Origin of the sequence: Burkholderia lata, from assembly GCF_000012945.1 — a bacterium.
Lineage (GTDB): Bacteria > Pseudomonadota > Gammaproteobacteria > Burkholderiales > Burkholderiaceae > Burkholderia > Burkholderia lata.
The window spans coordinates 1,288,227-1,306,495 of sequence record NC_007510.1; the positions used below are offsets into that span (position 1 = coordinate 1,288,227).

Sequence of the window (18,269 nt, forward strand, 5' to 3'; positions counted from 1 at the left end):
GGATTGACACCCCGGCAACGCATGCGGGTCGCGTATCCGGCCCCCGATTTCATCCGCCTGCCGGCCGAAAAATGTCGCGCGGAAACATCATTCGTGATCCTTTCAGACTCGTCCGACGATGCTTTCGAATCCTTGATGCCATAATGCCGAGCGTGCGCAGCCGAAACGGTTGCGCGCGTTTTTTTGTCCCTCTGCCGCCGCTTGCCGGTTCTCTTTCGTCGCCGTTCGCACTGCCATGTCGTTCCGCACGTTCGCTCTGCCTTCCCGGTCCCGCCAGGGCCGTTTGCCGGCATCGCCGGCGTCTTTCAGCGGAGCACGCGGCGTGACGTGCGGGCAGGCTGCACGATGACGCCGCTCGACCGTCTCCTCGATTTCTTCGCCCGCTTCTCGTTCCGGATCTGCCTCCCGCAAAGCCGCAGCGGCCGCGTGGCGCTGGCGCTCGTCTTCATCTATTTCGTCTGGGGTTCGACCTACAGCGGCCTGCATTTCGCGCTGCAGTCGTTCCCACCGCTGCTGCTGTCGGGGCTGCGCAACCTGCTCGGCGGGATCGGCCTGTTCATCTTCGCGCTGCGGCGCAAGCCCGAATGGCCGACGCTGCTCGAAATCCGCAATGCGGGGATCGTCGGCACGATGCTCGTCGCGCTGTCGTCCGGCACGATCGCGCTCGGGATCAGTCTGGTCAGCAGCGGCTCGGCCGCGGTGATGGTGGCCACGGTGCCGCTGTTCGCGACCGTGATCGCGGCGGTCGCCGGGCGGCCGGTCACGAAAGGCGAGTGGTCGGCCGTCGGGCTCGGGATGGTCGGCATCGTCGTGCTGAACTCGGGCGGCGCGGCCGCGCAGAATTCGGCGCTCGGCACGATCTGCGTGCTGGCCGGCGCCCTGTTCTGGGCCGGCGGTGCGCATCTCGCGACGCGGCTCAAGCTGCCGTCCGACCTGTTTCTGTCGACGTCGCTGCAGATCGGCCTCGGCGGCATGATCTCGACGCTCGTTGCGTGGCTGGTCGGCGAGCGCGTCGAGCACCTGATGGTGGGGCCGGTGTTCGCGTTCCTGTACCTGATGGTGTTCTGCACGATGGCCGCGTACGTCGCGTACGGCTACCTGATCCGCCACACGAGCCCGATCATCGCGAGCAGCTGCATGTATGTGAACCCGATCGTCGCGGTTGCGCTCGGTGCGCTGCTGCTTGGCGAGCCGGTGACGATGGCGACCGTGGTTGCGACCGTCGCGATCCTTGGCAGCGTCGGGCTGTCGTTCGTGTTCGATCCGGCGCGCCGGCCCGCGGCGCGCGCGGCCGCCGCCAGCTCTGCGGCCGCGGCCGCCGCGTCGACGGTGGAGGTTGCATCGGCGGCCGAACAGATCGCGGTGCCGGATGCGGCGCCGATCCTGGCGCCTTCGGCCGTTCCGCTGGCCGTGCCGACGCCGGCTGCCGTGATGGATCCTGCCGCGGTCATCGATCCGGCACCGGCGTTCGCCATGCCGCCCAGCGCCGAACCGGAACCGGCGTTCGCGCCGCCGCCCGTCGCTGAACCGGTACCCGCGTTCGCCCCGCCGCCTGCCGCCGAACCGGCAGCGCCCCGCGCCGACGCGTGACGCCGCCGTGGCCGGTCGCGCTCAGTCGCGCCGGCCGCCGCGATGGTGGAACCAGCCGCCGAGCGCGGTGAACACCAGCCCGGTTGCGCACATCCCGATCCAGCCGAACGCGTGCCATGCGGCGACGCCGGCCGACGAGCCGAGTGCGCCGCCGATGAAATAGCACACCATGTACACCGTGTTGACGCGGCTGCGCGCCTCGGGCTTCAGCGCATAGATGCGCGACTGGTTCGAGATCTGCGCGGCCTGCACGCCGACGTCCAGCACGATCACGCCGATCACGAGCCCGACGAGGCTCGAGCCCGATAGCGCGAAGATCACGAACGACAGCGCGAGCAGCGCGATCGCGAGCGAGATGATCGCGCGCGGGCCGCGCTTGTCCGCGAAGCGGCCCGCGTACGGCGCCGCGAGCGCGCCTGCCGCACCGACGATCCCGAACAGGCCGGCTGCCTGCGGGCCGAGATGGAACGGCGCGCCGGCGAGCAGCAGCGTGAGCACGGGCCAGAACGCGCTGAATGCCGCGAACAGCGCGGCACCCGTCAGCGATGCCTCGCGCAGCCCGCGCAATTCGACCGCCAGATGCCACATCGAGCCGAGCAGTTTGCCGTACGACAGCGTCGACGTCGGCGAGCTGCGCGGCAGCCGCAGCACGATCACCGCGGCGAGCGCGACGAGCGCCGCAACCGACGCGGCGAACACCGCGCGCCAGCCGAAATACTCGGCGACGAAGCCGGCGGCCGTCCGCGCGAGCAGGATGCCGAGCAGCAGGCCGCTCATCACGGTGCCGACCGCATGCCCGCGTTCGGCCGGCGGCGCGATTTCGGCGGCGAACGGCACGGCCTGTTGCGCGATGGTCGCGAGTACGCCGATCGCGAGACTCGCGACGGCGAGCACAGCCAGCGACGGCGCGGTGGCCGCGACGATCAGCGCGACCGACAGGCCGGCGATCTGCATCAGGATCAGACCGCGGCGGTCGAAGCGGTCGCCGAGCGGCGCGAGCAGGAACATGCCGGCCGCATAGCCGAGCTGCGTCGCGGTCGGCACCGCGCCGATCCACGACGCGCCGTCGGGAAACGCGGAGCGGAAGCTGTCGAGCAGCGGCTGGTTGTAATAGATGTTCGCGACGGACACGCCCGCGATCGTCGCGAGCAGCAACAGCAGGCTGCGCGAATAGTGGGGCGAGGCGGCGTCGGTCGGACGGTCGGTGGAGGCGGTGGACATGGCTGCGCGGACGGAAGTGGGGCGGCGCAGCGCGCGGCGCACGCGTCGGGTGCGCAGGCGGGCGGGGCGCCGTCGAGGCTGCCGATCATACCGGAGCGACGTGAATCCTGCCGGACGGGGGGCAGAACGGCCAAACAGGCATAACCGGTGTAACCGGCCGGCCGCCGCCCGTCATCGTGCGTGCTTCATCCCGTCAGTCGACCAGCTCACCCGTCGGTTCATAAAACGGATAAGGCCCGGCCCCTTCATCGACATACACGTGATGCGACGTCATTCCCGCATCGGGCACATAACGATGGACCGCGAACGCCGGCGGTTCGAGCCGGAACGCGGAGGGCGCATCGGTGCGCAGGTCGAATGCGACCTGATGCGCGGGCGACGGCACCGCGGCTGCGAGCGTGCCGCCGAAGCGCGTGAACATCGTGCGATGCACGTGGCCGCACAGCACGCGCTCGACGTTCGGATATCCGCGCAGCAGCGCGTCGAGCTTCGCGGACGCGGCGGGCGCAAGGCGCAGCTTGTCCATGTGGCCAATCCCCGCCACGAACGGCGGGTGATGCAGCGCGACGATCACGGGCCGGTCGCGTGCGGCGTCGAGCTGCGCGGCGAGCCACGCAAGCCGTGCATCGCACAGATCGCCGTAGCTTGCACCCGGTACCTGTGAGTCGAGCGCCAGCACGCGCACCGCGCCGACGTCGAGCGCGTACTGGACGAATTCGCCGTCCTGCAGCTCGGCGCGATCGGCGAACGCGCGGCGCAGCCCGGCGCGGTCGTCGTGATTGCCGATCATCAGGTAGTACGGAATCTCGAGCGCCGCGAGTAGCCCGCGCAGGTTGCCGTACTCTTCGTCGTGGCCGAAATCGGTCAGGTCGCCGGTGACGAGCACGGCGTCGGGGCGCGGCACGAGCGCGTTCAGTTTTTCGATGCAGCGCGTGAGCGCGGCCGCGGTGTCGACGCGCCGGTACGCGAGCTGTCCCGGACGCTTGATGTGGAGATCGCTGATTTGAGCAAGCAGCATCGTCGTTCCTCGGAATTGTCTGATTGTTGTCGCGGCGTCGCGCGCCGCGGTGGGGTGCTGCATGAATGATGCCGGAATGACGGATTACGCGCCGAGTGCGATCAGGCCTTCCGGCGCGATCGTGAGCCCGACCGCCGTACCGCGTGCGAGCGCGATGCGACCCGGCACGTCGATCACGAGCGCGTCGGGGGCCGCGTGCTCGATCGTGAGGCGCGTGCGCTCGCCGAGGAACGCGCACGCACTGACCGCGCCGCGCAGCGGTGCATGACCGGGATCGGCGAGTTGCGCATCCTCGGGGCGGAAGAACCACTCGTCGGCGGCGTGCGGCGTCGCGATCGCGCCGCCCGTGGTCACCAGCGTGCCATCGCGCCACTGCCCGGCGAGCCGGTTCAGCGTGCCGATGAACTGCGCGACCGTGCGATTCGCCGGGTGGTAGTAGATGTCGCGCGGCGTGCCGATCTGCTCGATGCGGCCCGCGCCCATCACGACGATCCGGTCGCCGAGTTCCATCGCTTCGGCCTGGTCGTGCGTCACGTAGACCGTCGTCACGCCGAGTTCGCGCAGCAGCGTATTCATCTCGCGACGCAGCGTGTCGCGCAGCTTCGCGTCGAGCGCGGTCAGCGGCTCGTCGAGCAGCAGCACGCGCGGCCGCACCGCCAGCGCGCGGGCCAGCGCGACGCGCTGGCGCTGGCCGCCCGACAGCTGGTCGACCGGCTTGTCCGCATGCGCGTCGAGCCGCATCATCGCGAGCAGTTCGTCGACGCGCTCGCGCAGCGCGCGCGGCTCGGTCTTGCGGATCTTCAGCCCATAGCCGACGTTGCCGCGCACCGTCAGGTTCGGAAACAGCGCGTAGTTCTGGAACACCATGCCGACCTGCCGGCGCTCGATCGGCAGCGCGGTCACGTCGTCATTGCCGAACGCGATCGTGCCGCCGGCGTCCGGCGTGTCGAGGCCCGCGATCAGGCGCAGCGTCGTGGTCTTGCCGCAGCCCGACGGCCCGAGCAGCACGAGCGTTTCGCCCGCACCGATCGACAGGTCGAGCGGTTCGAGCACGCGGGTGCCGCGGAACGTCTTTGCACCGCGGGTCAGGGTGATGGGGGTGGAATCGAGTTTCATGTCTGCGAGATATTCAGCGCGGGCGCTTCTTGAGCGCGCGCGTGCCGGACGGATCGACGCCGAGCCACTGCATCGCGACGAGCAGCGGCAGCGTCATCAGCAGGAACAGGATCGTGTACGCGCTGCCGACTTCGAGGCGCAGCGACGCATACGTATCGGCCAGCCCGACGGGCAGCGTCTTGGTGTCGGGCGTATGCAGCATCCACGTGAGGTTGAATTCGCCGATCGACAGCGTGAGCACCGCGAGCGCACCCGCGACGATGCCGGGGCGAAGGTTCGGCAGCACGATCGTGACGAAGCGCGTGACGAACGATGCGCCGAGGCTGGCCGCGCCTTCCTCGAGCGTGCGCAGGTCGGCACCGGCCGCGACGGCCGCGACCGCGCGCACCATGAACGGCAGCGTGAACACGACGTGGCCGACGACGATGAACCACAGGCTCATCCGGAACGCGGTGAAGCCGCCGTAGACGACCAGCAGCGCGAGTGCCGACGCGAGGCCGGGCAGTGCGACCGGCAGCACCAGTGCCTCTTCGATCGCACGCGCGACACGGCTCTTGCTGCGCGCAAGCGCATAGCCGGCCGGCACGCCGACGACGAGCACGATCGCGAGCGTCGCGAACGCGACGTACAGCGACAGCGCGACCGAGCCGTGATACTGCTGCCACACCTGTTCGAGCCAGCGCAGCGTGAGGCCGCTCGACAGGCCGCGGAAGTAGTTGACGGTGAGGCCCGCGAGCACCGACATCACGACGGGCACGATCAGGAACGCACACAGCAGCAGCGTGACGCCCCATTGCAGCGCGGCGATCGCGCGCGCGCCGGTGACGCGCGGCGCGCGGCGGGCGACGCCGTTCGCCTGCGCGGGAGCGGGGGCCGGCGACGGCGCGGAAGAGCCGGAAAGCGATTGCATGCAGGAATCCTCAGGCCGCGGCGGCGGCGGTGTGGCCGGTGAAGCGGCGCGCGAGCGCGAGCACGGCCCAGGTGACGATGCCGAGCACGATCGACAGGCCGGCCGCCGTCGCGATGTTCGCGTTCAGCGTGAACTCGGTATAGATCGTCATCGGCAGCACGTTCAGGTCGGTGGCGAGCGTGAACGCTGTGCCGAACGCGCCCATCGCGGTTGCGAAGCAGATCGCGCCGGCCGCGATCAGGCCCGGCGCGAGCGCGGGCAGTACGATGTCGACGAAGATGCGCCACGGCGATGCGCCGAGCGAACGCGCGGCTTCCTCGAGCGACGCGTCGAGCTTCGACGCCGCGGCGATCACGGTGACGATCACGCGCGGGATCGAGAAGTACAGGTAGCCGATGAACAGCCCCGCGACCGAGTACGCGAATACCCACTTGTCGCCGGTGAGCTTCGCGGACAGCATGCCGATCAGCCCCTGCCGGCCGGCAAGCATGATCACCATGAAGCCGACGACGACGCCGGGGAACGCGAGCGGGAACGTGAGCAGCGCGAGCAGCACGCGCTTGCCCGCGAATTCGCGGCGTGCGAGCAGGAGGCCCGAGATCGTCGACAGCACGAGTGTCGCGAGCGTGACGCCCGCGGACAGCGCGACGGTCTCGCCCAGGCTCCTCATGTAGCGCGCATTGCCGAGCAGCGCCGCGTAGTGCGAGAAGAACGCGCCGTCGGCGGACACCTGCACGAGCGCCGCCATCGGCAGCAGCCAGAACGCGGCGAACACCGCAAGCGCCGGCGCGACGAGCGCGACGCGCCAGCGCAGCGGGAAAGTCAGGTCGAGCATCGATGGCGTCCGGCTGCTTACTGCATCACCTGCAGGTATTGCTGGCCGAATGCCTGCTGGCCGGCCGCCATCTTGCCGAAGTCGACCGATTTCGCGCGGGCATATTCGCTCGCCGGCAGGAACTTCGATGCGATGTCGGCGCTGAGCGTCTGCGCGCGCACCGGTCGCAGGTACGCATTGGCCCACAACTTCTGGCCTTCGTCCGACAGCACGAAGTCGAGCACCTTCTTGCCGTTCGCGTCGTGCGGCGCGCCCTTCACGAGACTCATCACGTACGGCACCGCGATCGTGCCTTCCTTCGGAATCACGAACTCGACGTTCGCGCTGTCCTTGTACTTCGCGCGATACGCGTCGAAGTCGTAGTCGAGCAGGATCGGAATCTCGCCCGACAGCACGCGCGCATACGCGGTCTGCTTCGGCACGATCGGCGCGTTCGCCTTCAGCTTCCTGAACCAGTCGAGCGCCGGCTTGAAGTTGTCGAGACTGCCGCCAAGTGCCTGGTTCACGGCGACCGCGCCCGCATAGCCGACGAACGCACTCGATGGATCGAGATAGCCGACCATGCCCTTGTATTCCGGCTTCAGCAGATCGGCCCACGAGCGCGGCACCGGCTTGCCGTCGAGCGCGTCCTTGTTCACGAAGAAGCCGAGCGTGCCCGAGTGGATCGCAAACCAGTAGCCCTGCGGGTCCTTCAGGTTCGCGGGGATGTCGTTCCAGTGCGCGGGCTTGTACGGCGCGATCACACCCTTGTCCTTCGCCTGGAACGCCGACGACACGCCGAGGTAGACGACGTCGGCGACCGGGCTCTTCTGCTCGGCGATCAACTGCGCGATCGACTGGCCCGAGTTCTTGTTGTCGAACGGCACGCGGATGCCGGTCTTCTGCTTGATCGCCGCAATCTGCGCGGCCCAGTCGGCCCATTCGGGCGGGCAGTTGTAGCAGATCGCCGTTTCGTCGGCGTGGGCGGCGGGCGCGCCGGCGATGAGCGCGGCGCAGGCTACGGGAGCTGCAAGCACGCGCAGCAGCGAGGTCAGGCGAAAGGACACGGTGGGTCTCCGGGCGAGTGTGAGGCGCTGGGGTGGTGTGGTTGTGTGCTTGTGTACGTGTGTGGCGGCGCGGCGCGCGTTCAAGCCTTGCGCAATTGCAGGTCGGTGGCCGGCGGGGCGACCGTCGCACCGTCGCGCACCACGTGCGGCAGGATCAGCGACGTGCGTTCGATCGCTGCGCCGCCGATGCATTCGACGAGACGCTGCCATGCGTGGCGGCCGATGTCGCGGTTCGGCGTCGCGACGCTCGCGAGCGGCGGCGCGAGCAGTTCGCCGATCGCGATTCCGTCGAAGCCGAGCACCGACAGGTCGTCCGGGATCGAGAAACCCGCGCGGCGCAGGCCGCGCATCACGACCATCGCGAGCAGGTCGTTGCTGCAGAAGAGGGCGGTCGGGCGCGTCGCGTGCGCGGTGAGATGCGCGAGCACCGCGTCGGGCAACTCGGGCGCGTTGAAGTCGACTTCGACCGGCGGCAGCGTCGCGACGCCGCTTTCCTCGAGGGCCTGCGCATAGCCGAGATGACGCTGGCGCGCACGATCCGACGCGGCGAGCGAGCCGGCCAGCATCAGCACGCGGCGGTGGCCACGCGCGGTCAGCAAGCGCACGCCGTCGTACGCGGCGCTGCGGTTGTCGACCGATACCGACGGGCGGCGCTGCGTGTCGTTGTGCATCAGCACGTAGTGCGGGCCGTCGTGGTCGAGCATGTCGAGCAGCGGGTGCGTGTCCGCATCGGCGACGGTGAGGATCAGCCCTTCGACGCGCTGCTCGCGCAGCGTCTCGATCGCGTGACGCTCGCGCGCCGCGTCGTATTCGGTCGTCATCAGGATCAGCTTGAAGCCGGCCGCGGTCGCGAGTTCGTCGATGCCTTGCAGGCAGTCGGCGAACACGGGGTTCGACAACGTCGGCACGACGACGCCGACGAGGCGGGTGCGCTCGCCGCGCAATTGCCGGCCGAGCGGGCTCGGGCGAAATTGCAGCGTGTCGATCGCGGTGCGGATCGTTTGCAGCGTGGCGGGGCTGACGGTATGCGGGGCGTTGATCGCACGCGAGACAGTGGCGATCGAGAAGCCCGCGAGGGCAGCGACGTCCTTGATGGTCGAGGTCATGAAATCTTGCGATGTAAACGTTTTCGGCCAGAAAATTATCGAAAACGTTTGTGACTTCGCGATGACGCAAGCGACGCTTGTTTCGCAAAAAGCACGACACAAACGTCTGACGGATAGGGCCGTCGGACGACGCGGACTCGATTGTATCGGGGATGTTGCGACGCGGGAGGAAATCGTTGGCGGCGGTGTGGCGGCGTCGATTACAAAGGATGAATTCGTATGACGGTAACGCGTGTCGTGATGCAGCGCCGCAGAATAAGGGAACGCATGGGCAAGCAATGGTAGAATCGCGTCCGCCCTCTTGCCGGGGTGATGAAATTGGTAAACATAGCGGACTTAAACGATTGAGTGCCCGGTCGGAAACGGTCGGTGCAGAACCCTTCAAATTCGGTGAAACCCCTGATGCGCGCATCGAGGCAACGCCGAGCCAAGCCTCGCGGCATCCGCGAGGAAGGTGTAGAGACTAGACGGGGGGCGCCTAAGGCGCACGGGCAGCAGTTGAGCCCGCGCGCGACGGTGAAGGCATAGTCCAGCGCACGAACGGCAGCGCGCACGCGACGCCGGCTTTGAAAGAAGCAGTGTGACGAAAATCCGCCGCCTTAATTGGCTTGCCGGTTCAAGTCCGGTCCCCGGCACCACGATCGCTTTCAGCGCGATTCGATGAAGGCACGAAAGCCCGCGAGAAGCCCAGCGCTCGCGGGTTTTTTGTTTCTGGCGTTGCATCGGTCGCGATTACCGACGACCGAACGACGAAGCCGCCGTCATCGGCGGATCATCGAATGGACCGGCAGGGCGATCTCCGGCGGCGTCACGGCGAGTCATCACAGGCACATGGTGGAACTCGCGTCTCTTGACGAAGCCGCAAGCTCCACCACGCAAACGTCACACCATGAAGTGACGCGATGCCTACGAATCACACCGCTCGCGCACGAAGGTCAGGTTGCGCGTGCGCGACGTGTCGATGCGAAAGCGCGTCACCTCGTTACCCGAGCGTTCCACCGTCAGGACGCCACGCATGACGGCCATCTGACCGACAGGGTCGAACGTGAAAATGTCGTCGGCTACGGGTTCCAGCCGGTAGCCGACACTGCCCGCGACGCCGTGCATGGTCAGCGTGAGTTCACCGTTCGTCACGGCGATCGTCGCACGTGCCGCGGCATCGTGACCGTGATACGTGCCTGTCAGACCGGCCGACGCATCGGAGAGCGATGGGGCGTGATCGGGCAAGCGCTCGAGCGTCTCGGCGTGACCGCAGTCCACCAGCTCGATCGCCGTCACACGTGACGCGGCCGTCGACGTTCGAGGCTTGATCAGCAGCGTTCCGCCTGCCCCTTCTTCGACCCGCAATCCGGCCTCCGTCTCGATGAGCGGCTGCGGCATCTGTCTGGCGTTGTGCAAGCTCACGTTGACTTGCCCGTCGTGATCGTCGATCACGCAATACGTCCCGGATACACGCGAGTGGTACTTGCCGAGCAAGGTTTCGTGCCCGGCGGTTTGCAGCGGCGCGGCAGGCTTCGCGCCAAGGATGGCATCGCCCAGAACGATATCGACGATCTGCGTAGCCAGTTCAATCGGATTGGCCGCGGCGCCGTTGGTGAGAATGATGACGTCCAGTGCGTGCCTGGCCACGGTCAACATCTGACATGAGCCGCCGAACACACCGCCGGCATGATGCAGCGTCTCCACGTCGCGATGGGGTGTGAGCATCAGCCCGAGGGCGTAGACGCCTTCCGCGCCGCTCGAGTAGTGTGGTTTGGTCAGCATCTGGCGCCAGCTTGCTTCGCTGCCGACCCGCTTGGGGCCGCGCAGATGCGCGAGCCAGCGCAGCATGTCGTCGACCGTCGACACGATCCCGCCTTCACCGAGCACTTCCCACGACGGAAACAGGCCGCGCATGAATCCGCCTTTTCCATCCGGCACATGCTGGGTCGCCATGCGCGGGCGGATGCGCATGTCGTCGGCGACCGACTCCGTGTCGACCATGCCCATCACGTCGAAGATGCGTTCCTTCAGGAAGGTCTCGAAGGGGATGCCGCTGACCCGCTCGATCGCGAGCGACAGCAGGTTATATCCGCCGTTGCAGTAGATCATCCGCTCGCCCGGCGGGAAGTTGACGTCGCGTTGCCGGACTTCGGCCGCGAGTACGCCGCCACGCGGCAGCGTCGCGACGCCTTGCGCGAGCAGCGTGACATCGAGATAGCAGCGATAGCCGCCCGTGTGCGTCATCAGCTGGCGCAAGCTGGGGTCGCCTGCCAGCAGCGGCAGCTCGGGCAGGTACGTGCGAATCCCGGCGTCGACGTCGAGCTTGCCGTCTTCGGCGAGCAGGAGTGCGGCGAGGCAGGTGAAGTGTTTGCTCGTCGAGCCGATGCGCAAGCGGGTGGCCGGCGTATTGGCGACGCCGTGTTCCAGGCTTGCCATGCCGAAGCCGCGTCGGTAGAGGACTTCGCCTTGATGCGCCACGGCCACGACGAGGCCGGGTTCATCGCATTTGTTGAAGCGTTCGAACAGGGTATCCAGTTGGTTGACGATGTCGTGCGATTCTTGTGTCATTTTCAGTTATCCCTATGATTTAGAACGGAACGGTAAGTGCCGCGCCGATCGTGCGCGGCTGAATCACGCTGACGAGCGCCGGGCCGCCCATCGGTATCAGCGACGTGCCGGCCGCGATCAACGCGCGACGGTCGAACAGGTTGCGAACATAGAACGCCAGACTGAACTTCTTGAAGTCCACGCCCGCTTGCAGATCCGTGATCGCGTAGCCCGGCAACGGGTAATCGGGCCGGCCCGAACTGGCGTCGAATCCGCTATGACGTCGGCCGACAAATCGTTGGGTCACACCCGCATACGACGGATACCCTTGCGCGGTGAACAGATAGGTGCCCGAGAGCGTCGCGGCGAACTTGGCCGAGTTCGGCAATGGCTGGCCCGCTGTCGTACCCGCGCTCGCATTGCCGCTCGTCAGGCTGGCGTCGATGAGCGACAGGTTCGCACTGAAGTTCCAGTGCGGGGTGGGGCGGAACGTGCCGGAGAACTCCAGGCCCTTGATTCGCGCGTTGCCGGCGTTGATGACCTGGTTGACGCCATCGACCGTGCCGAGCTGCTGGATGTTCTTCCACTCGATGTCGTAGACCGACGTTTCCAGCGACAGCCGCTTGTCGAGCAGGTCGGCCTTGTAGCCGGCCTCATAGCTCCACAGCGTGTCGGGTGCGAAGGTCGGGCTACCCGCCGCGCGCATGCCTGTGAGCGGATCGATCAGCAGCGCATTCGGGCCGCCGGGCCGGTATCCGCTGGCGATGCGGACATACGCATTGCTGTTGGAGGTCAGCGCATAGCGCGCGGTGAACATGTAGGTCTTGCTGGTGTCCGACGACGGTGCCGAGATGGTCTGGGTCGGGCCGGCGAGCGTACCGTAGGTCGTCTGTTCGTAGGTCTGGCTGTTGTGGGCGATCCGGACGCCGCCGGTCAGCGAAAGGCGCGACGTAAGGTGATACGTCAGGTCGCCGTATGCCGCGTACTCGTTGTATGTGCTGGGCGCCTGGAGTTCCGACAGGTCCGGGCCGGGCGTGCCATCGGGCAACGTCGTCAGAAAGCCTTCGCTCGAATTGCTGCGCTCGTGTGTATAGAAGAGGCCGGCCAGCCACTCGAGTCGCTGGTTGCCCGGCGAAGTCAGGCGAAACTCCTGGGTCACCTTGTTCGTCGTGGCCACATCCTTGGCGACCACCGAGCCCAGGTTCAGCCCCTGGGCGGCAAATAGCGGCCCATAGACGCCGGTCAGGTCCTGCGGCGCGCTCGTGTTGATTCGTTGATACGACGTGATCGAGTTCAGGCGTGCCCAGCCGAGTTCGTATTCGATCCCGGCCGAATAAAGCTGGATGTTTTGGTGAAAGGGCTGCTGGGCGAACTGTCGCGTGGTCAGGTCACCCCAGACCGGCTTGCCGTCGGCGCCGTATTCAACGTAGTTCGGATCGTTGCGATTGATGTTTTGCGAGAGCGCGGTCAGCCGGACCGTCAAATCCCGGGTCGGCGTCAGCAGCAACGACGCGCGGGCACCGTAGGTGTCGCCGCGATCGATGTGGGAGTCCGCCTTGGGGCCCACGGCGTCGACATACCCGCCATCGTGCTGGCCGAATACGGAGACGCGCAGCGCGGCAACGTCGGTCTTCAACGGGATATTCAACGTTGCGTTGGCCGTTCCGCTCACACCGCCATGCGCCGTTCCCGATACGCCGGTGCCGACCTGCCCGGAAAACTGACTCGGGTCCGGTTCGTTGGTCACGTTTTTGAGCAAGCCGCCCATCGCACCCGCGCCATACAACGTGCCCTGCGGACCTCGCAGGATTTCGACGTGATTGAGGTCGAGCAGGCTCATGTCGAGCGAGAACGTCGCGCTTTGGGAGAACACGGTGCTGCCGCCGAACGCGACGTCGTCGACATACATGCCGACCGTCGGCCCCGTCTGAACACCCGTCGTCACGCCGCGAATACTGACCTGACCGGCCCCGCTGCCGCCACTGGCGTTCAAGTCGACACCCGGCTCCGACGACAGGAAGTCGGACATCGTTTTCGCGCCGCTCTTCTGCAGTTCGTCGGCCGACAAGACATTGACCTGCATCGGCACTTCGCGAGCCGGTTCACGTCGACGCGTCGCGGTCACCACGACGGTATTGAGCGTCGCGCCACCCTTGCCTTGCGCTTTCGACGTCTCCGCCGGAGGGGCATTCGGCACCGCGGTGCCGGATGCGGCGGCAGGCGTCGCAGCGGACGCCGCCGAGGCCGCATCCGGCGCGGCGACCTGCTGAGTCTGCACGGGCGTTTGCGCCTGTTCCTGCGCATGCACGCCCAACGATGCCAACCCGAATACCGGTCCGACGAAGAGCGGGGCGTAACGCCCGCCGTGTCGCAGCGGTAGCGTTGCCGAAACCGCCGGGTGCTTCGTCCGGTTCTTCACCTTCATCATTGTCTCCTCCTGATTGTGCGATCGACTGAACGCGATGCCGTGTAGCGCAACTCAGGGGGAACGGTAAGTGCCGGTTATTTCTGGTTCATGTGGCGTTTGTATCGTCGGTGATACAAACGATCGGTGAGGGTGAAGGGCGGCCACGCGGGCAGACGAGATGGACGCGGGCCGCAGACATGTTTCGGGTTTGCAATAAACGGCTCACATAGCTCCTACATTCGCGGGCGATAATCGCAGCCATTGTTCGCTGTCGGCCAGAACCATGCACAAACCCCGCTTCGATTCGGCTTTCTATCGCCTGTTCTTCGTGATGATCTCGATCATCCTCGTGATGCAGATCAGTGCCGGCCTGCTGCTCTACAAGCTCTACAGTTCCGAGCCCTTCAAACCGCCGCCCGGGATGAGCGCAGCGTTGCAGTGGGCCGCCGCGGTGATGATCCAGGTGATGCCGGCACTGATCTCGTCCTGGATCGGCGCGCGCATGCTGGCCGCCCCGTTCCGCACGCTGGCCGTCGGGGCCGCTGAACTGTCGAGGAATATCGATGCGCCGCCCATCAAGGAAATCGGCCCTGTCGAGGCGCGTCAGGCCGCCAGCGTGTTCAACACGATGCAGGCGTCGCTGCGGCGGCAAATGAGTGAGCGCAACCGTTTTCTCGCCGCCGTATCGCACGATCTGCGCACGCCGCTGACGCGCATGAAGCTGCGCCTTCGATCCGCTCAGGATGTCGAATTGAGTGAACGGCTCAGAGACGATATCGACGAGATGACGCAGCTTCTGGAGGCCACGCTGTCGTTCCTGCGCAATGAAGAGGTGGTCGAGGAATTCAGTCCGGTCGATATCAATGCACTGGTGGATGCCATCGCGGAAGACGCGGCCGAACACGGTCAGAAGGTGACGATCAGCGGCGAGGTGCCGCCGATCTCGGCGCAACCTCTCGGCCTCAAACGCTGCCTGACGAACCTGGTTGCCAACGCGATTCGATACGGTGAAGACGCACACATCCGCCTGATCGATGCGCCGTCGTGTGTGCGGATCCAGATTGCCGATCACGGTCCGGGCATCCCGGAGGCGCAACTGGAGCGGGCGCTGGAGCCGTTCTACCGGGTGGAAAGTTCTCGCAACAGGAACACGGGCGGGACGGGCCTTGGCCTTGCCATTGCGAACGACGTCGTGAAGCGTCACGGTGGGGAGCTGGTGTTGCGCAACGGTCCGGAAGGCGGGCTGGTGGCGCAGGTCACGTTACCGCGTCGATAGGGTGATGGGCTCGGAGCGATCGTTTGCACTGCTCTGTTTCACGCTTGATACAGATTGCTCACAAAGCGGAAACAGCGCGTGCTTATAGTCGTTTCACACCCCTCAACCCTATTCGGCAGACCTCGTCATGAAAATATTCACGGCTCAGCTTTCGACGGAAACCAATACCTTTGCCCCGTGCCCGACCGGATGGGGCGGCTTCGAAGAGTTCACGATTTTTCATGGCGACGCGAGTGTGCGCGAGCCCGACGGCGTGGGGCACGTGCTCGCGGAAGTGCGGCGCCTCGCGGAGGGTGACGGTCACGAGATCGTCGAAGGCCTGTGTGCCGAAGCCCAGCCGTCCGGCCGCACGATTCGTGCGGTCTACGAGTTCCTGAGGGACGAGATCCTCGATGGCGTCAAGGCCGCATTGCCGCTGGATGCCGTGATTCTGCTGCTGCACGGCGCGATGGTGGCTGAGGGTTACGACGATTGCGAAGGCGATCTGCTCGCCGGCGTTCGCGCCATTGTCGGCCCCGACGTTCCGATCTCGGTCACGCTCGACCCGCACTGCCATTTCACGCAATTGATGAAGGCGTCGGCCGATGTCCTGATCGCTTACAAGGAGTATCCGCATGTCGACGCCGTCGATCGGGCACGCGACGCCTATCGGCTGACGCTCGATATGGCTGCCGGACGCATCCGCCCGACGACCGGCGTGTTCGACTGCCGGATGGTCGGTGCGTGGCACACCACCAGCGAACCGATGGCGGGGTTCGTCCGGCGCATGCAGTCGTTCGAGGGGCGCGACGGCGTGCTGTCGGTGTCGCTCGGCCACGGGTTCCCGTGGGGCGACGTGCCGGAAGCCGGCGCGAAACTCTGGGTGGTGACGGACAGCGATCCCGCCAAGGCCGACGCGCTGGCGGCGCAACTGGCACGCGAGTTCTGGGATCTGCGCGACGCGACACGCCCTGCATGGCTCGATATCGATGCGGGTCTGGATCGTGCGCTGGCGGTCGAGGGTGGCCCGGTCGTCCTGGCGGATGTCGCGGACAATCCTGGCGGCGGCGCGCCGTGCGACAGCACGTTCATTTTGCGTCGCGTGGTCGAGCGACGGATTGCCAATGTGGCGATCGGGTGCTTCTGGGATCTCGGTGCGATCCAGATCTGCAAGGATGCGGGTGTCGGGGCTACGCTGGATCTGCGCATCGGCGGCAAGTGCAGTGTGTACTCGGGAGAACCGGTGGACCTGCGCGTCACCGTGCGCAACGTGGTCGAGCGGCATACGCAAAGCATCATGGGTCTCGAGCAACCGCTTGGCCGGGCCGTGTGGGTGGAAGCGGACAACGGGCTCGACATCGCGCTGATATCCGTTCGCACCCAGGTGCTTGGCGTGGACGTGTTTACCGGGCTTGGGATCGACTTCACCGGCAAGAAGCTGGTGGTCGTGAAATCGACGCAGCATTTTCAGACCGAATTCGCACCGCGTTCGAAGGCCGTCTTTCATGTCGCCGCACCCGGTGCGCTCACGATGAACTTTGCCGAACTGGATTATCGTCATCGTGACCTCAACTACTGGCCGCGCGTGTCGAATCCGTTTGCGTCTTCGAGGTGAATACGTGCCGGCGTCATCCGACGCCGGCCAGCGTCAGGCGTTGGCATGCACCCGTGTGAACGCCAGATGCCGGGTACGCGCGGTATCGACGCGAAAGCCGGTGATGTCGTTGCGCGTTGCGTCGCGCGTCAACGCAAGGATCCCGGTCGTGATGTTCACTGGATCGATCGGCACCAGTTCGAAAGCATCGTGGGCCAGCGGCGTGAGGCGGTAGTCGCAATGGCCCACCGCACCGTGCAGGCGAAGCACGAGCGCTTCGTTGTCGAGCCGAATGGTCGCGTGGGCATCGGCGTCGTGGCTGGCGAATGTGCCGGACATCGCGGCGGCGAGATGGGGTGTCATCGCGGGTGCTTCGCCGACGCGTTCGAACGTGTCGACATGGCCGCAATGCACGATGCGCAGGCTGGAGAGATCGTCCGGCGTGCAAGACGATCCCCACCGCAGCGCCAACAAACCGTCGCCGCTCGCTTCGAGCTCGACGTCATTCAGATCATCCGCGCTGTCGTAGAGCGTCATCGAGCGTCTGGGGCAAAGGGGGCCAGCCAACACCAGCGCACCGTCGTGATCTTCCAGCGCATACACGGCGCCGGTGCCGGGCGACCGGTACCGGCCTAGGCGCGCCGCATGATCGGCGGCGCGCGCCGCGGCAGGCGGGCCATCGCCACGCAGCTCGCCCGCCAGTACGATGTCGACCACACGCCTCGACAGTTCTAACGGTGCGTCGAGCGCGCCGTTGCTGAGCAATACGACGTCAAGCCCGTGCGGAATCGACACCAGCATCTGGCAAGTCCCGCCGACGACGCCACCGGAATGCTGGATCAGTTCGACGCCGCGATAGCTGCCCTGCGTGAGACCGAGCGAGTACTGGCTGCGCAGACCGCTGGAGAATACGGGCAACGCCAGCATCTGGCGCCAGGTGTCGGCGTTGCCGACGATCTTGTTGCTGCATCGCAGGTGCGCGGTCCATCGCAGCATGTCGTCGACGGTCGAGACGATCGAGCCTTCGCCCAACAGTTCCCACGTCGGAAAGATCCCGCGCCGGTATTCGCCCGTGGTGTCAGGAATATGCATCGTCGCGATGCCGCGCTCGATCGTCATGTCGTTGCGTACGCACGCGGTGTCGTGCATGCGCAGGGGAGCGAAGATACGGGTTGCGAGCAATGCTTCGAACGGCATCCCGCTCGCACTTTCGACGGCGAGCGACAGCAGGTGATAGCCGCCGTTCGAATACATCATGCGTTCGCCCGGCGGAAAATTTTCGTCGCGTTGACGTTGCTGCGCGGCCAGGAACGCGCCAGGCGGTGACATCGCGAGCCCCTGCGTCAGTAGCGCAAGGTCCAGCGCGCATCGCTGCCCGCCGCGATGCGACATCAGCTGCCGCAGCGTCGGTCGGCCCGCGGCCGGCGGGAGTTCCGGCAGATACGTGCCGATGGGGGCGTCGGCGTCGAGCGCGCCGTGCTCGCACAGGAGCAGCACGGCGAGGCAAGTGACATGCTTGCTGACCGAGCCGATGCGCATGCGGGTGGCCGGCGTGTTGGCGATGCCGTGTTCGAGGCTGGCCATGCCGAAACCGCGCCGATACAGCAGCTGGCCGTGATGGACGATGCCGGCGATCAATCCG

At 66.5% G+C, this 18,269-nt stretch carries 13 protein-coding genes; 3 read left to right on the forward strand and 10 right to left on the reverse strand.

From position 1 onward, the window contains the following. Nucleotides 1-345 precede the first annotated feature (345 nt). The gene (locus BCEP18194_RS11805) at nt 346-1,590 is read left to right on the forward strand and encodes an EamA family transporter (RefSeq protein WP_011351503.1); all 1,245 of its coding nucleotides are present in this window, start codon (nt 346-348) and stop codon (nt 1,588-1,590) included. A 21-nt stretch (nt 1,591-1,611) separates the two neighbouring features. On the opposite strand, the gene BCEP18194_RS11810 is transcribed toward BCEP18194_RS11805, so the two are convergent. The 9 genes from BCEP18194_RS11810 to BCEP18194_RS11850 all read right to left on the reverse strand — a co-directional run bounded on the left by BCEP18194_RS11810 (nt 1,612) and on the right by BCEP18194_RS11850 (nt 13,796). Beyond that, nucleotides 1,612-2,811 carry an MFS transporter gene (locus BCEP18194_RS11810; protein WP_011351504.1) on the reverse strand — a complete coding sequence of 400 codons (1,200 nt, stop codon included), beginning with the start codon at nt 2,809-2,811 and terminating at the stop codon, nt 1,612-1,614. Between the two features lie 193 nt (nt 2,812-3,004). Further along, nucleotides 3,005-3,829, reverse strand: a complete 825-nt coding sequence (locus tag BCEP18194_RS11815; RefSeq protein WP_011351505.1) for a phosphodiesterase — start codon at nt 3,827-3,829, stop codon at nt 3,005-3,007. Nucleotides 3,830-3,913: 84 nt separating this feature from the next. Continuing rightward, on the reverse strand, nt 3,914-4,945 hold the full coding sequence (locus BCEP18194_RS11820) for an ABC transporter ATP-binding protein (protein ID WP_011351506.1): 1,032 nt from the start codon (nt 4,943-4,945) through the stop codon (nt 3,914-3,916). Nucleotides 4,946-4,958: 13 nt separating this feature from the next. Beyond that, nucleotides 4,959-5,855, reverse strand: a complete 897-nt coding sequence (locus tag BCEP18194_RS11825) for an ABC transporter permease (protein WP_011351507.1) — start codon at nt 5,853-5,855, stop codon at nt 4,959-4,961. 10 nt (nt 5,856-5,865) lie between these two features. Then, entirely contained in the window at nt 5,866-6,690 is an 825-nt protein-coding gene (locus tag BCEP18194_RS11830; RefSeq protein WP_011351508.1) for an ABC transporter permease, read from the reverse strand. Nucleotides 6,691-6,707: 17 nt separating this feature from the next. After that, nucleotides 6,708-7,736, reverse strand: a complete 1,029-nt coding sequence (locus BCEP18194_RS11835) for an ABC transporter substrate-binding protein (RefSeq protein WP_041492789.1) — start codon at nt 7,734-7,736, stop codon at nt 6,708-6,710. A gap of 80 nt (nt 7,737-7,816) precedes the next feature. Then, entirely contained in the window at nt 7,817-8,842 is a 1,026-nt protein-coding gene (locus tag BCEP18194_RS11840) for a LacI family DNA-binding transcriptional regulator (RefSeq protein ID WP_011351510.1), read from the reverse strand. Nucleotides 8,843-9,748: 906 nt separating this feature from the next. Continuing rightward, on the reverse strand, nt 9,749-11,392 hold the full coding sequence (locus BCEP18194_RS11845) for a serine hydrolase domain-containing protein (RefSeq protein ID WP_011351512.1): 1,644 nt from the start codon (nt 11,390-11,392) through the stop codon (nt 9,749-9,751). Nucleotides 11,393-11,411: 19 nt separating this feature from the next. Then, nucleotides 11,412-13,796, reverse strand: coding sequence for a TonB-dependent receptor (locus BCEP18194_RS11850; RefSeq protein ID WP_244272936.1), 2,385 nt, complete (start codon nt 13,794-13,796; stop codon nt 11,412-11,414). Between the two features lie 265 nt (nt 13,797-14,061). Between BCEP18194_RS11850 and BCEP18194_RS11855 the strand changes: the two genes are divergently transcribed. Together BCEP18194_RS11855 and BCEP18194_RS11860 are read left to right on the forward strand one after the other, a co-directional pair. After that, nucleotides 14,062-15,054 carry an ATP-binding protein gene (locus BCEP18194_RS11855; protein WP_011351514.1) on the forward strand — a complete coding sequence of 331 codons (993 nt, stop codon included), beginning with the start codon at nt 14,062-14,064 and terminating at the stop codon, nt 15,052-15,054. Between the two features lie 127 nt (nt 15,055-15,181). Continuing rightward, a complete protein-coding gene (locus BCEP18194_RS11860; protein ID WP_011351515.1) occupies nt 15,182-16,648 on the forward strand; it encodes a M81 family metallopeptidase in 1,467 nt (488 codons plus the stop codon). 33 nt (nt 16,649-16,681) lie between these two features. On the opposite strand, the gene BCEP18194_RS11865 is transcribed toward BCEP18194_RS11860, so the two are convergent. Beyond that, nucleotides 16,682-18,265, reverse strand: a complete 1,584-nt coding sequence (locus tag BCEP18194_RS11865) for a serine hydrolase domain-containing protein (protein WP_244272938.1) — start codon at nt 18,263-18,265, stop codon at nt 16,682-16,684. Nucleotides 18,266-18,269: the final 4 nt, after the last annotated feature.